This is a genomic window from Gammaproteobacteria bacterium (genome assembly GCA_033344735.1).
Classification (GTDB): Bacteria; Pseudomonadota; Gammaproteobacteria; order UBA4575; family UBA4575; genus UBA1858.
Map to the genome: position 1 here is coordinate 446,720 of JAWPMW010000001.1, position 15,873 is coordinate 462,592.

Sequence of the window (15,873 nt, forward strand, 5' to 3'; positions counted from 1 at the left end):
GCTACCGAGGAGAAAAGTAATGACTCAGGAAAATTTGATTGTATCGCGGAAAATGGACATCCGACGAATTCATAAATCGTTACAGTGGATTGGTATTATTCTAGTAATGATTGTAATGACAGCATGTGGTGGCGGTAGCGGTGGCGGCTCTTCTGAAGAAGGAGCTACACCAACTACTATAAGCAACACGCCCACTGCACCAACGGTACCTACACCACCAACTGTTCCACCACCGCCTGCACCTACAATGCCGCCGGTTAATGACCAGCAGTTATTTGCGGATACTGTTTATCCAATCATGACAGCAAATAGTTGTGTACAGTGCCATAGTGATCCAACTCCACTTGGACTTGTACCAGTACTACCGTATATGGCTCATGCCACTCTTGAGACGGCTTACAACGAGGTTATTAATAACCAAAAAGTTAGTTTTACAAATCCTGCTAATTCACGATTAGTCGATAAGCCAAGAGCAACTAATCACAATTGTGGTGGTCCTGTGGCATGTGAAGAATTTGCTGTTGCAATGGAAGCAGCAATTACATCATGGGCAGCTGATCGAGCTGCTGCTAATCCTCCATCAAATAATCTTCCACGTGTTGCAAGCGCGATGGCTAGTTTTGCAGATGGACAAGATGGTGGTGCTGCAAGAATAGATGCTAATGTCATTGCAATGTATGACTTTTCTGAAGGTGCTGGTGACATCGTTGGAGATTCAAGCGGAGTGGGTACTCCAATGGATCTTCTGATTGAAGGTGATATGCAGTGGGTTGAAGAAGGTGGACTGCGAAATGTCAATGGTAAAGCTAAAGCAGCTATGGCAGATAGCGCAAAAATGTTCAACTTAATCTCAGAAGATCAAGATGAATTCACTATCGAAGCATGGATTATTCCAGATGCAGAAGATCAGAACGTTGGAGGTATATCTGTTATTGCAGGTTATCAACGTAACAATGCTTCGATTGGAAATAACAACTTCATATTTGGTCAAGTGAACACCAATTTTGAACTTCGTACTAGAAGTGAAACAACAGGTAATAATGGACAACCAGCATTGACAGCGAACGGAAGTGTAGTTCGTACTGACTTAATGCATGTTGTGTTTACCGTAGATGGAACTTCGGGGCGTAAAGTATTTGTTGATGGTCAATTCGTTGGTGATATGGACGGTGCTCCATTAGGTCAACTTAATTGGGACTCTGACTTTGGATTTGCTCTTGGAAATGAGTATGAGGATCAAAGTGGCAACTTGTGGTTAGGTACATACAAAATGGTTGCCATCCATAATCGTGCATTAACAGATGTGCAAGTTCAGCAAAACTATGATGCAGGATTAGGTAACTTTGTCACTCTAGCATTTGATGTCAGCGACATTATTGGTGCACCTGCGACTGTTCAGATGCAAGCAACTAATATGGACGACAATGCATATTTATTTGCATCTCCAACACTTGTTACTGATGTGACAGGAGTACAAGTTCGAAATATTAGAGTTGCTGTTAACAATAATTTGCCAGTGGCAACTCAGTCATTTCGTTCGGTTGACATGATGGTTAATCAGAGTGGACAAGTTTTATCACCACTTGGAGCCGTAATTCCTAAAGATCAGGGACCTAACTTAGATATGTTCCACTTGGAATTTGAAGTACTTGCGGGTCAAACTGGAACAGGTGATCTATTTGTTGATTCATTAGAACCAGGAATACCAAATTACGGTGTATTGCCTGACTTCGGTGTACGCTCATTCTCTAGCGTCAATGACACAATGTCAGCGTTAACGACTATTCCTATTACTCAAAATACAGTACGTAATCGTTACGAGGAGTTAAGGGATTCATTGCCTGCTACTGCAGATATTCTAGCCTTTAATTCTGCGTCACAGATTGCTATCCAACGATTAGCGGTGACTTACTGTGATCGAGTGAGACGATCTAACGCGGCATGTAATACAGTGTTTGGAACAAGCTGTAATAACATTGCCAACGCGACTGACAAACAAAATCGTGTCAATGCATTATTCGATAGATTTGTCGGTGACTTAGATAACCAACCTGACCGTGCAGAAACAACCGCAGAAGTAAATCGTTTAATGGACGATTTAGGATGTGCGAATGGCTGTACAAATGCTACTAAAGATATTGCTCTGCAAGCGAGTTGTGCAGCAGTTCTTTCAAGTGGCGTGATGACAATTAACTGATCTATAAGCGAGGATATAACGATGGGTAAATATGTAGAGCAATCTCGACGTCAAGATGAGCAGCATCGTCGTTTGCAGCAACGTATCGAAGAAGATTGTCGCCAGTCAGGTCATGGTCGTCCGGTGACACGCAGAGACTTCTTAGGTAGAGGGTTGATTTCAGGCATGGGCATGGTGTTCGCGCCAACGCTCTCAACATTTCTAGCACGTCAAGCACATGCAGAATGTGACCTCTCAACACTTGTTCAAGGTGCAGGGAAAATTCCTTTCATCAGTATTGATCAAGGTGGTGGTGCTAATATTGCAGGATCAAACATCATGGTTGGTTCTTTAGGGCAAGAAAACTTTTTAAGCCCTGAAGGCTATGCAAAACTAGGACTACCTGAAGCTATCATACCAGACAGCGTGGGTGTTGATCGTACATTTGGAATTGCTATGCATCCTAACAGCGCAATGCTAAGAGGGATGCTGGATAAAACAAGTGTAGCAGCTCGAGCAGGAACTAATGGAATTGTTATTCCAGCACGTTCTGAGAATGATACTGGAAATAATCCACATAACCCTGTTTATGGTATAGCCCAAGCAGGTGCAAATGGACAATTTGTTGCAGCGGTAGGAACGCGTAACTCTGACACTGGGGGACGTTCTGATGCACCTAATTATATGATTGATCCATCTGTACGACCGACTAAAGTAAGTAATTCTAATGAAGCCATCGGTCTAGGTGGTGGTGATGATGATGGTTTCCCTACGGGTCGAGTGGCGGAAGCTGCAGCTATTATTAGTGAACTTAAATTAGGAAAAATTACAGCAGAGCAAGCAACTAAAGAGCTGGTTCAATGTGGTTACGATAAAAGTTCAGCAACATTCAATACTGCAATAACAGCGGCAGAATTAGATCCAAATCAAGATACAGACTTACAAGCTATTTTCCCTAATGGTGAATTAAATGATGGTGATTTCCGCAAAGCGGCAGCAGTTATGAAGACTGTGATTAAAGGTTTTGCTGGTGCAGGAACCATTGAATATGGTGGTCGAGATTATCACCAAGATCCACGACCAGAAACTGACGGTAAGGACTTTGTTGTTGGGCAGGTAATTGGTGCTACCTTAGAGTATGCCATGCGTGCAAACCAACCTGTGATGATTTACGTTTTTAGTGATGGTTCTGTATCTGCAGATACTGATAACCCTGAGGATGATGGAAATGGGGTTACTAAATTCCGATGGCGTTCAGATAATTCACAAACAGCAGCTAGTGCAATCTTTGTTTATCAACCAGGTGGAGTGAGACCAGTACTTCGTGGTAACGCAGCCGGTACGAATCAGTTAGGTACATTTAGAATGGATGGAAACGTAGATACTGCATCAAGTCCATTTGCAAATAGTGTGACTTCTCTAGCGGAACTTGTTGTGTTGAATTATTTAGGTCTACATGGTCAGCAATCAAGATTTGGTGTGGATGTATTAGCCAACAATGGGTTAGGTACGGGTGCTGCAGTAGACCCATATATAGCCTTCAATCCGATTGCTTAATAGTTAAATAAGTAGCGTAAAGTGAGTAAAAAGCAGGGTGGATTAACCATCCTGCTTTTTTAATGATAAAAGGTTGAAAATTCACGACCAAAGTCATTTCTTATATTTTTAATAATTCCAAAATAGTGCTTCACAAATACAGTCATTTTTATTTTGGGAAGCCAACTCGATCAATCAACTGAAACATCACATTTTTCTCTGTCAGTATATTTGCAGTGTCCGAAATGTGGTTCTTCCAAGTTAACTGAAAGTACAGATCATATTGATTGCGATAAATGTAATCAGTCTTATCCACAGTTTAAATTTGGGAATATATCAATACCATTTTTATTTGCTGACGTTGATGCGGCAATAGGTGCATGGTGTGCACGTATTAATGGTTTTAAGAAAGCAATTGAGCAAGAAATTGAGCACCTTAATATTCAGTCTAAAGATAAAAACAATAGTCGATTAACAACAGAAAGATTGAAAACGTCATTAAAATCTAAAAAGCAATACAAGCAGCAGATAATTGAGCATCTTGAATCTTTTAAAGCATATTCTTTAGACGAATATGCTTACAACAGTAGCGAAATCGATAAAAATCAGGGTGTTGAAAGTTATATTAATAATATATTTAGAGATTGGTGTTGGAATAACGGCGAAAATGAAGAACTTCTAAGAAGTATAAGTAAAGTTGTTGACTCTAATTTTCAAGCGGGTATTAGCTTAACTCTTGGTGCTGGAGCTTCAAGATTTTCATATGATTTTCATGAAAAATATCTAGCAAAACATTCGTTTCTGCTCGATATTAATCCAGTATTGCTTGGAAATGCTGCAAAAATTATTAATGGTATGGTGGTTGAGTTAAATGAGTTTCCAGTTGCACCTATATCAATAGACGATTTTACAAAACACCAGAAGTGTAAAATTGCTTGTGATACTCCAGAGGAATTTAGCTTTTTGTTGGCAGATGCATTAAATGCACCACTCAAAGAAAAAAGCTTCGATAGTATATTAACGCCATGGTTAGTCGACATTATTCCCATAGACTTGAAAGATTTTATTACACGAGTAAATCGCTTGCTTAAAGTTGGTGGTTTATGGATAAATTCTGGATCGTTAGCATTCTTTCATAAAAATCAGCAATGCAATTATAGTCAAGAAGAAGTAATAGATTCATTAAAAAAATTTGGTTTCGATGATGTGAAAGTAGCTAGGACTAAAATTAATTATTTGAATTCACCTCATAGTGCACATGGGCGTATTGAAGAGGTCTTTAGTTTTTCGGCTAAAAAGAAGTTTGATTCTGCAGTGCCTAATAATTTCACTTACTTTCCTGAGTGGGTAAATGACGTTAATTTGAGCATACCAAATCATGCTGAGCTAATGGCAGAGTCTTCAAAGCATCTACTTCAAGCTCAAGTGTTATCCGCAATCAATGGGCAACGTAGTATTATTGATATAGCCCAATTATTAGCCAAGCAATACGATATGTCTGAAGACAGTGCAATTTCTGCTGTGCGTCAAATTTTATTAGATAATCTCTAGTTAATCTATCAATCTTATTTCATTTAACAATATGAGTTACAATTAAGCACTATACAGTGCTTTCTTAAAGCAATAATAATGAAAAATTCTATTTCAGTCATGTTTGTAATCTTTGCCTTAGTCGTAGCAGGCATTGGTTATTATTTTTACCCTAAACAACAAAAATCTGTTCATGGGCGCGCATTAGTGTTGGTGTTCTCTAGCGAAACAGATAATCAAATAGAACTGATAGAGCGATGGGAGAAAGTAGACCTATCTGTAGAATTTACTAATGCTTGTGCAAGAGGAAGTGATGCGAAACGTATTAAATGTATAAGTAAAAAGATAGCTAAAGCATATTCTCGAGTTGAAAGCAGTGGTAAGTCATTACTATTGCTAGCTGATAAAGAATTTTCACCTGTATTGCTGAGCACATTAAATAAAAATAATATTCATCAAATAACAGCGCTAATCCTTTTACAGTTAAATGCTAGTAATAGTGTAGCTAGTAATTTTAATATTCCAAAGACATTGGTTATTAGTGATATTAATGATGCTGTTGAAGATGTGATAACAACACGTACCTTGGCATCAAATATTAGGAATAAAGACAAGTGGGCTTGGTCAACAATGTTGGTTGATGATGGTGGTGGTCTTTTATTTCATTCTGTTTTGCCTCATATGATTTCATTTTTGATAAATGAAAATGTAAATTCTGCTTATAAACATGAATTTAAGGCTGAATCACATTGGCAACATCCTATTGTTGATAACAGCAAGTTTTTTAAATTAACTGAATTTGTTGAAACATATCCAGTTGATAATGATATTCAGCGAATTCTTAAATCTTTTTATGCATATGATCAAAATCTTTTAAAGCAATGGCCTCTTAAGGAATATAAAGCATTTAATTTACTTAAATATAGAAATCATATGCTTGAAGATAAGCAAGGTCGGTTTGTCACATTTGTAAATAGAAAAGGGCATCGATTTTATTTAGATCTTCAGCGTTATGAGCAATATAAACCCGAAATCGTAATAGCAATAGACGATGAAGAAAATTTGTATCGAATGACATCTTTTTATATAACCAAAAGATACTACAGTTGGGAACAGGGTGGTCCTGAAGAGGATATGCTTTATTCGCACTCATTAGGCGCATTTATTCATTTTCAAATTCCACCACCACTTCATTTAGAACTGCCTTATTTGCAATATTCTTCAATTCTGTTTGATAGCATAGAATTTACCGACCAAAATCCCTATGAGGGGCTAAAAGGACTGAGTGATTCAGCATTTGGTGTGCTGACAATGAATTGTATCCCCTGTCATAGTGTTAATGGAATAGGGGGCGCTGCGCATCATTTGGATTACTTAACTCTCAAGCCTCAACCGGGATATGCGCATCCTTTACTTAGCTACTCTAAAGATGTGCTGGAAAATTTTTTCTTTAATCAAACTGCTACTGCACAGTTAATAGGTGTGAACCCTAATTATGTGGAAGAGACAATTGGAGAAGAGTTGCTTGATTGGCTGCTGTCTAAGCAATAGCTTTATATTTTCCGGGCATATTAACTTGTACTAATCTAGCTGTTGCAACACGGTCAACACTAATGGGCGAGTATTGCTCATATAGATATCTTTCTACACCGTCACGATATTGCTCTTGCACTGATGCCCATGTGACTAATAGGTCTTCTCCAAATCTTGCAATTATGGCGCTGTTTCTTAATCTTTGTAATTCAGAAGCGATATTTCCTTGGCCAATCCTTATTACATTATTTCTACTTTGAGGCATCCAAATGATGTAGTTGCCATTGGCTTTTACTTGTTCCAGATTGAGAGTATTTAATTTGCACCAACCTTGTTTCTTATACTTTGCCCATTTAACTGAGAGTTTTAATGGTTTTTGGGAGCTGAAAATTCCAGACTGAGATTGATAACGCCGATTTACTTTGGGCGAGCTGGCAAAGAGTTGTAATGCGGAATAAATTCTAGGGCTGTCTGCAAAGCTCATATTCTGTTTAATTTACGTACAATTGATTAGAAATTATACTCAAATAGAGTCACGTTTATCTATATATTGTGATCTAAGTAGCAAAATAATAGCAGATATTGTGATAAAGGCAAGCTTATATCATCTTCTTAAAATAATTATTAAGTAAGGTAGATAATTGAGGCTAGATACGGATGGACTCTACTAAATTGTACGTTTTATATACAAAAATATAGCGGAGGAGAATATTGTGCTCAATCTGTATTAGCAATTGATGCCAAAATTTTATGTGCTGTTGCCGGTGAAAAGAGTGGGGAAGTTTGAATTATTTAAAGTTCAGCTATTAATTTCTTCCAGCTACTTTTTTCGCGACTGGGTGTGAATAAAAGGCGACGTGAATTACATTGATGAACTAACGATTGGTAAAACTTATTATTAGATTCACATCGTAATAACATTTGTTTTAAAGAATCAGAATTTCCTACATTGAAATAACCAGAATAATTTTCACCAAGTAAGCCAATCGAGCCTACTATATTTGAAGTAACTACTGGAAGCTGTGCAATGATTGCTTCAGAAATAATATTTGCACCACCTTCCATAAGTGATGGGAGTACCAGCAAGTCGGATTGTGCAAATTTCTTTTGGAGTAGTGATTGAGATATCTCTCCGTACCAATGATAACGGCGATTTTTAGCCATTTCTAATCTGGCTTTATCTTCCCAGTTTTTAGAGTGTGCTTTGCCGTAATGTGAAATTTTTATAGCACTATAGCTAGGTAATGAACGAACAGCATAAGCCGGGCGTAAAGAGTCTTTTTCGGCACGTAAATGCCCTGCAATACAAACTTGAAAATCTTTTTGTTTGTTTGTTCTGCGTGTCAGTTTTGTTTCTGTGGATTGAAAAATAACACGCACTTTTTCATTAAATTCTTGTGGTATTGAAGATGCAATATTGGCATGTAACCCTATTAATCTATCCGCATGTTGGATAGAAGTTAAAGTCTGTTGTGCATGACTATAGAGGAATCGATATACATCTGTACCAGTCAAAGCAACTAATAAAGGACGCGTTGGGAATTTCTTAGCAAATAATTGTATTGAGTCGGCACTACGCCAAGCGTGTAAAGCGAGCATAATATCAGCATCCTGTCCTAAATATTTTTGAGAAACAGTTACCCTGTGCCCTAAGCTTTGTAAAATATTTCTCCAGCGTACTGCTGTTGTACGATTACCATTTCGTGAATCAAATTTTGCTGGGCTAATGAGCTGTATATGCATTTTATAACTAGTATAGTGGTAATAACGTAAGCATGTCTGTGTTATCGTGACGATACATTAAGTTGTCTAGGAATATAACTGAGTTAACTATGGCGTTAGTGAGTCCCGAAGATCTAATACTGCAGCTAACTGATGCGCGTGCTAGGACGTGTGCGTTAATTGATCAATTAAGTGAAGAACAGCTTATGGGTCCGCGGCTTCCCACAATAAACCCTCTGCGTTGGGAAATCGGCCATGCTGCATATTTCTACGAATTCTGGATTTTAAGAAATCACTTTAAAGAATCTCCATTAATATCAGGGATAGATGAGTTGTTTGATTCTATCCATATCCCACATGAATCGCGCTGGGATTTAAAACTCCCGACAATGAGCGATACTATTAAATATATGCAACAGGTGAAAGATCGTGTTGTGTATTATTTGTCTAACGGGCAACAAGACCCTACCAGAGATTATCTGACGCAATATGCTATTTTTCATGAAGATATGCATTGCGAAGCATTTACTTACACAAGACAAACATTGGAGTATCCCGAACCTAAAATTTCTCTTGAGGGGGCTACTAAAGATGAAATTGAAATAGTTTTCGGAGATGCATCAATTCCAGGTGGGAAATTTTTCTTGGGAGCAGAGAAATCTGATAATTTTGTATTTGATAACGAAAAATGGTCGCATGAGCAAATAGTAAAGCCTTTTAAAATTTCCAAATTAGCGGTGACTAATGAAGAGTTTGAGAGATTTGTGAATTTGGATGGCTATAAAGAACGTGAGTATTGGTGTGAATCTGGTTGGGAATGGCTGATTAAAAATAATATTAATCATCCTGTGTATTGGCGTATAGATAACGACACGAATACTTGGCATGTACGCTTATTTGATAAATGGAAAAGGCTGAATGCAAAGTCAGCTGTAGTTAATATTAATTGGTATGAAGCAAATGCATATTGTAAATGGGCTAAACGACGATTGCCTACAGAGCTTGAGTGGGAAGTAGCAGCGTCTGCTATACCCAGTGACGATGGCCTTTCCTTGAAAAGAAAGAAAAGATTTTTCCCTTGGGGAAATGATCCGCTCAGATCTGATCATGCTAACTTCAACGGAGAAAGACTAGGCCCAGTTAATGTCAATGCCAAAGCAACTGGGGATAGTGCATTCGGTTGTCGGCAAATGTTGGGCAATGTTTGGGAGTGGACAAGCTCAGTTTTTTCTCCTTACCCTGATTTTACTCCTGATATGTATGAAGATTATTCGCAACCATTATTTGGTAAGACTCGGGTTCTGCGTGGTGGTTGTTGGGCAACGCGTGGGAGATTAATGCGAAATTCTTGGCGTAATTATTATGGACCGGAACGAAATGATGTGTTTGCTGGTTTTCGTACTTGTGCGCTAGATTGAATATAAATTTTTTATGTCTCAAAAAACAGTTCATTTTCATGATATGCACCCTACGGTTGAGAATTTATTGGAGGATGTGCTAGTAGGTCTGCGAGAAAGTCCTCGCTCAATATCACCCAAATACTTTTATAATGACATCGGTTCGCAATTATTTGATCAGATCACTGAAACCGAAGATTATTATCCAACTAGGACTGAAATAAGTATTCTTCAAAAATATAAGCAGGATATTGTGCAATCTTTAAATAAAGATTGCTTGCTGATAGAGCCGGGAGGAGGTAGCTGTTCAAAAGTACGTATTTTTGTTGATGATTTACGCCCCAGTATGTATGTGCCGATGGATATTTCTAAAGAACATTTGTTGGCATCAGCGACGCAGATGTCAAAAGAAATTCCATGGTTAGAAATACATGCAGTATGCAATGATTTTACTTGTAAGCTAACACTTCCCGAAGGTCTTTCAGATGCTGCGCGAGTTGTATTTTTCCCGGGCTCAAGTATTGGTAACTTTTCTCCAGATGCAGCAATTCAATACCTATCAGAAGTGAAAGATTTGTTAGGGATAGGTGGACAATTATTAATTGGTGTCGATTTAAAGAAAGATAAAAATATACTTGAAAATGCTTATGATGATTCAGAAGGGATAACTGCTCAATTCAATTTAAATTTGCTGACACGTTTGAATAATGAGTTATACGCCGACTTTGATCTGCAAACATGGGAACATTATTCATTTTATAATGCTGATCAAGGTCGTATAGAAATGCATCTTCGGAGTATGTGTAAGCAAGTTGTAAATATTTCTGATCATGAGTTTTATTTTTCTGAAAATGAAACTATTCATACAGAAAACTCACATAAATATTCCATCGAAGAATTTCAATCCCTTGCTTCTAAAGCGGGTTTTTCTGCTGAAAATGTATGGTTGGATGATAATGAGTTATTTAGTGTCCAGTTGTATTCAGTGAAAATTTAAGAACAATAATTATTATGCAAAATTCAGGGTCTTCTATTGTAAAGGATTTGATTCTTATTGGTGGTGGGCATGCTCATGTCTCAGTGCTGCGTAGATTTGGGATGAAACCAATTCCTGGTCTGCGTTTAACATTAATTACACGTGATATTCATACACCTTACTCTGGGATGTTGCCAGGTTATGTTGCAGGCCATTATGAGTATGATGAGTGCCACATTGATCTAGGGCCTTTAGCTCGATTTGCTAATGCGCGCTTATATCATGATGAAGTTACCGGTCTTGATCTTAATAATAAATTGATACATGTCGAGAACCGTCCACCAATATCATATGACTTGTTATCTATTAATTCGGGTTCTCGTCCATCCGTGAGTGATGTGCCAGGGGCTGATGAATATGCATTAGTAGCAAAGCCAATCGATATCTTTTTACAGCGCTGGCAAGTTCTTCAGCAACAAGTACAAGAAAGTAAGGGCGATTTTAAAATTGTTATCGTTGGAGGTGGTGCTGGAGGTGTGGAGCTCGCTTTGTCAGTTCAATTGCGATTGCAAACATTACTTTCATCTAATCAAGATGACCCAAATAGACTCAAATTTTGTTTGTTAACTCAAGGTTCTGGCATTTTATCAACGCACAATGCGGGAGTGCAAAAGCGATTTTCGAGAGTATTAGCTGACCGAAATATTGAAGTTTTGCTTAATCATTCAGTAAATCAGATAACACAGAACTATGTGAGCATAGAAAATGGTAAGCAGGTAGATGCAGATGCATGTATTTTTGTAACTAATGCTTCATCTCCTAGTTGGCCAAAGGCGTCTGGCCTAGACGTGGATTCTCAGGGGTTCATTAGCGTTAATCATTATCTGCAGTCCACTTCTCACCCTGATATTTTTGCTGTAGGTGATGTTGCCTCATTGATAAATCCTAGGCCAAAATCTGGGGTATTTGCTGTTAGACAAGGCCCGATTTTAACAAAAAATTTAATTTCATCGGCAACAAATAAAGCATTAAAAAAATATCGTCCACAGAAATATTTCTTAGGTTTGATAAGCACAGGAAATAAGTATGCGGTTGCTTCACGTGGTTCATTGTCATGGGGGGGTGAGTGGCTATGGATTGTTAAAGACTGGATTGATCGTCAGTTCATGGATAAGTTTAATCAGTTGCCTGAAATGTCTAATGAAGATCATGTGGAATTTGCTGATGGCTTAGCTGACAAAAATGCTATTAAAGAATTATCAACACTCGCAATGCGATGTGGTGGTTGCGGTGCAAAAGTAGGAAGTGGAATACTCACTAGAGTTATGCAGCGTTTACCCGTGTACCAGAGGGATGATGTACTAATTGGCCGTGATTCACCTGATGATTCTGCAATGCTTGCAGTTCCTGCCGGAAAAGTCATGGTGCAAAGTATTGATTACTTTAGAGCGTTTATTGATGATGCTTATTTATTTGGTGCGATTGCTGCTAATCATGCATTAGGTGATTTGTATGCTATGGGCGCAGAACCACAATCTGTTCTGGCGCTTGCAACAGTTCCTTATGGGCGTGAAAAAATAGTAGAGGAAAGTTTGTATGAATTGCTAGCCGGTGCTTTAAAAACACTGGAGCCTACTGGTGCAGTATTGGTGGGCGGTCATTCTGCTGAAGGAGCAGAACTCGCGTTTGGTTTAACTGTAAATGGTTTAGTGGACCCTGAAAAAGTCTGGCGTAAACAAGGACTCAACCCAGGTGATCAATTAATTCTAACCAAGCCTATTGGTACAGGGACATTGTTTGCTGCGGATATGAGGCGTAAGGCAAAAGGGCGGTGGATAGATAATGCAATTAATACTATGTTGTTATCAAATCAACATGCTGCTCAGTGCTTTCAAAAATATCATGCAACTTCTTGTACAGATGTTACAGGTTTTGGGTTGCTTGGGCATTTAGTTGAAATGACAAGAGCTTCTAAAGTTGATGCAGACATTTGCATTGATGCAGTTCCAGTTCTAGATGGAGCCAGACAAACAGTTGCTGCAGGTGTGTTATCTTCACTGCAGCCACAAAATTTAAGATTGCGTCGTGCTATAGAAAATTTACAACAAGCAGCAAAACATCCTGATTATCCTTTAATATTTGATCCTCAAACTGCCGGTGGACTATTAGCTGGAGTACCCTCAGAATATACACAGCAGTGTATCGGTGAGTTAAAGCAAACGGGTTACCCTTATGCATGTGTGGTTGGAGAAATAAGAGCCAGTAGCGATGCAGATGCCCCGATTAAAATTATCACATAACATTAAATCATTATGAAAAAATCAACACTACTAAATCCATTAATATGGTTATTTGTGAGTCTTACACTTGGGCTTGCTCCATTTACTCCAGAACCACATATATGGGAAAAGATTAAATGGGTATATGCTGGTGCTAATGGTATGCAACCTATTGATTGGTTCGATTTGGTTTTACACGGCACTCCATGGGTAATGCTGGTACTAAGTGTTATATATAGAATTAAAAAATAATTAAAATTAAATTTACTTCTGTGAGTCACTGTTTGTTTAGATTTATTCTATTCTTTTTATTCGTCACAAGCTCTGCGTTATCCTATGCAGATAATTTTCCAAAACCTGTCGAATTAGAAAGAGATGTTAATTTTTGGGTGCGTGTGTATACAGAAATTGATACGCGAGGTGGATTCATTCATGACTCCAGAAATCTATCTGTGGTCTATTCAACAGTAAGCTTGAAAGGTGGTCCACGCGCAAATAAAAGACAAATTAAAAAAATCAAAGCGAAATACGCTTCAATACTTAAAAAATTAGCTCAGGGTAAAAGAAATAATTTATCGAGAGATGAGCAGAAAGTACTGGATATGTGGGGTGGTGAGGATGTCTCTAATAAGCGTTTGGGTTCCGCTGCTAATAACATTAGATTCCAACGTGGTCAGTCTGATCGTTTTTATAGAGGTTTGGAGCGTTCTGGTGAGTGGCGAACTTATATAAATCAGACTTTTCTAGACCTGAATATGCCTGTGGAATTAGCTGTACTACCTCATGTGGAGTCATCTTTTAATCCTAAAGCATATTCGCATGTGGGTGCGGCCGGTATATGGCAATTTATTCGTTCAACTGGTCGACGTTATATGCAGGTTGATTATTTGATTGATGAACGAATGGATCCGTTTATTTCTACTAAGGCAGCTGCGAAATTACTTGGTCATAATTATCAGCTAACTAAGAGTTGGCCATTGGCTTTGACCGCATATAATCATGGAGTCGCCAGCATGCGTCGTGCCATTAATAAGCTTGGGACTAGAGATATTGCGACGATTGTCAGAAAGTATAAAGGGCGTTCATTTGGCTTTGCTTCTCGCAATTTTTATGTCGCTTTTCTAGCGGCTCTGGAAGTAGATAATAATCCAGAGAAGTATTTTGGTTCGATAAATTACGCTAAGCCGATAGAGTATGAGTTGGTAAAGATAAATAGTTACCTTTATGCAGCAGATATAGCTAAGTATTTAAAAATAAATAAATCGCAATTAGAACTTCATAATCGGTCGCTAAGAGGGACAATCTGGAGCGGTGCAAAACGTGTTCCTAAGAATTTTTGGTTGCGAGTACCTAAAGAACTGCTGTCTAAATCAGCTAAACAGCTGATCGCTGCAATTCCTGTTGAGCATCAGTATAAGGTGCAAACACCTGATTTGTTTCATCATGTGGTCCGAGGTGACACTATTTCCGAAATTGCAAATCAATATGGTTTTAAAGTTAGAGACATAATGGCTGCTAATGGAATGAGTAGCGGGCATTTTATTCGTGCAGGTCAGAAACTTCGTTTACCTGTAAAGGATAAATCTGGTGCAGTCGTGTTGGCAGCTAATCCAAATACTAAAAAGCAAGTTACAGAAAAGTCTGTGCCTAAGATTGAAGCAGTTAAAAAACTTGAAAATAAGCAAACAGAAATTGCTGCAGAAGAGAAGCAAGCAGTTGAAAATGGTCAAGCTATCACAATTGCGTCTGTGAAAATGCAACAAGAACAATTAGATGTCAGTGTTGTAGCGGAAGCAGAAGTTGATGTTGAAGAAGAGGTTTCACTGTTTACTGATCCTGCAGATTATACTGTTCGAGAAGATATGACAATTGAAGTTCAAGCATCTGAAACTTTGGGGCATTATGCGGATTGGTTGGATTTGCGAGCAAGTCGTTTGCGTGAGATTAATAAATTGAAATTTGGTAGGCCTGTGGTTGTGGGGAACCGTTTGTTACTAGATTTTAGTGATGTTTCCATTCAAGAATTTGAAAATAGACGTATTGCTTTTCAAAAGAATTTACAGGAAGAATTTTTTGCGCAATATCGTATTGAGTCGACCTACCAACATAAAATCAAAAATGGTGAATCTCTATGGGTATTAGCACTAAGGCAATTTAAAGTCCCAATTTGGTTGCTTCGTCAACATAATCCAGATATTGATTTTAATCGTATGCGAGCTGGTATCGTTATCGTTGTGCCAAAATTAATAGAAGTTGAACGCAATGTAGTCGCGCCGATAAGTGCTGGTTAATGAAGTTAAATAGCAGCAAAATGATATAAAAGGCCGACAAGAGGCCATATTCTTGACGAAAGCCTCAGTCCGAGGCGCACTTCTTGTTCATACTCACTTCTCAGTTAACCAATAGATGTGCCGATTTTAGGCTCTCACAAACAAAAATTATGAAATATATTTTTGCAATAGTTATTGGATTAGTACTCAGTGCGCAAGCGGCAGCTTGGCAAGGGTATAACCTGGATACTGGCACAGTCATCATGGTCAATACCGAAGGCAGACAAGATATAACAACAGGGAATGTTGTCTATTTTGACTACGATACTGGTTTAGAAAAAATTGGCTATCTTAATATGTACGAGCAAAATATTGGCTTGCTGGTAGATCTAGATTCAGGTGAATTAATTCGCGTAAAAATGGAAGGACGTTAAAGCTTTATATAATAATAAAG

General features: G+C 38.2%; 12 protein-coding genes. 10 read left to right on the top strand and 2 right to left on the bottom strand.

Annotated elements, in window-relative coordinates; all coding sequences use genetic code 11:
• Positions 1-19 precede the first annotated feature (19 nt).
• The 4 genes from R8G33_02345 (at position 20) to R8G33_02360 (ending at position 6,793) form a co-directional block, all read left to right on the top strand.
• The gene (locus R8G33_02345) at positions 20-2,197 is read left to right on the top strand and encodes a LamG-like jellyroll fold domain-containing protein (protein ID MDW3094493.1); all 2,178 of its coding nucleotides are present in this window, start codon (positions 20-22) and stop codon (positions 2,195-2,197) included.
• A 21-nt stretch (positions 2,198-2,218) separates the two neighbouring features.
• A complete protein-coding gene (locus R8G33_02350; GenBank protein ID MDW3094494.1) occupies positions 2,219-3,733 on the top strand; it encodes a hypothetical protein in 1,515 nt (504 codons plus the stop codon).
• Between the two features lie 153 nt (positions 3,734-3,886).
• Positions 3,887-5,263, top strand: coding sequence for a class I SAM-dependent methyltransferase (locus R8G33_02355; protein MDW3094495.1), 1,377 nt, complete (start codon positions 3,887-3,889; stop codon positions 5,261-5,263).
• Positions 5,264-5,341: 78 nt separating this feature from the next.
• The gene (locus R8G33_02360) at positions 5,342-6,793 is read left to right on the top strand and encodes a hypothetical protein (protein ID MDW3094496.1); all 1,452 of its coding nucleotides are present in this window, start codon (positions 5,342-5,344) and stop codon (positions 6,791-6,793) included.
• Here R8G33_02360 and R8G33_02365 read toward each other — a convergent pair.
• Both R8G33_02365 and senB read right to left on the bottom strand, forming a co-directional pair.
• Positions 6,783-7,259 (bottom strand): hypothetical protein, encoded by a 477-nt coding sequence (locus tag R8G33_02365; protein ID MDW3094497.1) that lies wholly within the window; start codon positions 7,257-7,259, stop codon positions 6,783-6,785. The two genes, R8G33_02360 and R8G33_02365, sit on opposite strands and share 11 nt — an antisense overlap.
• A 308-nt stretch (positions 7,260-7,567) precedes the next feature.
• Positions 7,568-8,518 carry a selenoneine biosynthesis selenosugar synthase SenB gene (senB, locus tag R8G33_02370; protein MDW3094498.1) on the bottom strand — a complete coding sequence of 317 codons (951 nt, stop codon included), beginning with the start codon at positions 8,516-8,518 and terminating at the stop codon, positions 7,568-7,570.
• An 89-nt stretch (positions 8,519-8,607) separates the two neighbouring features.
• Here senB and senA point away from each other — a divergent pair, with 89 nt between their 5' ends.
• From senA to R8G33_02400, 6 genes are all read left to right on the top strand, one after another.
• Complete coding sequence (gene senA / locus R8G33_02375; GenBank protein ID MDW3094499.1) at positions 8,608-9,915, top strand: selenoneine synthase SenA; 1,308 nt, start codon at positions 8,608-8,610, stop codon at positions 9,913-9,915.
• Between the two features lie 13 nt (positions 9,916-9,928).
• Complete coding sequence (egtD, locus tag R8G33_02380) at positions 9,929-10,891, top strand: L-histidine N(alpha)-methyltransferase (protein MDW3094500.1); 963 nt, start codon at positions 9,929-9,931, stop codon at positions 10,889-10,891.
• A gap of 14 nt (positions 10,892-10,905) precedes the next feature.
• On the top strand, positions 10,906-13,170 hold the full coding sequence (gene selD, locus R8G33_02385) for a selenide, water dikinase SelD (GenBank protein MDW3094501.1): 2,265 nt from the start codon (positions 10,906-10,908) through the stop codon (positions 13,168-13,170).
• A 12-nt stretch (positions 13,171-13,182) separates the two neighbouring features.
• Positions 13,183-13,401, top strand: coding sequence for a hypothetical protein (locus tag R8G33_02390; GenBank protein ID MDW3094502.1), 219 nt, complete (start codon positions 13,183-13,185; stop codon positions 13,399-13,401).
• 32 nt (positions 13,402-13,433) lie between these two features.
• On the top strand, positions 13,434-15,440 hold the full coding sequence (locus R8G33_02395; protein MDW3094503.1) for a transglycosylase SLT domain-containing protein: 2,007 nt from the start codon (positions 13,434-13,436) through the stop codon (positions 15,438-15,440).
• A 149-nt stretch (positions 15,441-15,589) separates the two neighbouring features.
• Positions 15,590-15,853, top strand: a complete 264-nt coding sequence (locus tag R8G33_02400; GenBank protein ID MDW3094504.1) for a hypothetical protein — start codon at positions 15,590-15,592, stop codon at positions 15,851-15,853.
• Positions 15,854-15,873 lie beyond the last annotated feature (20 nt).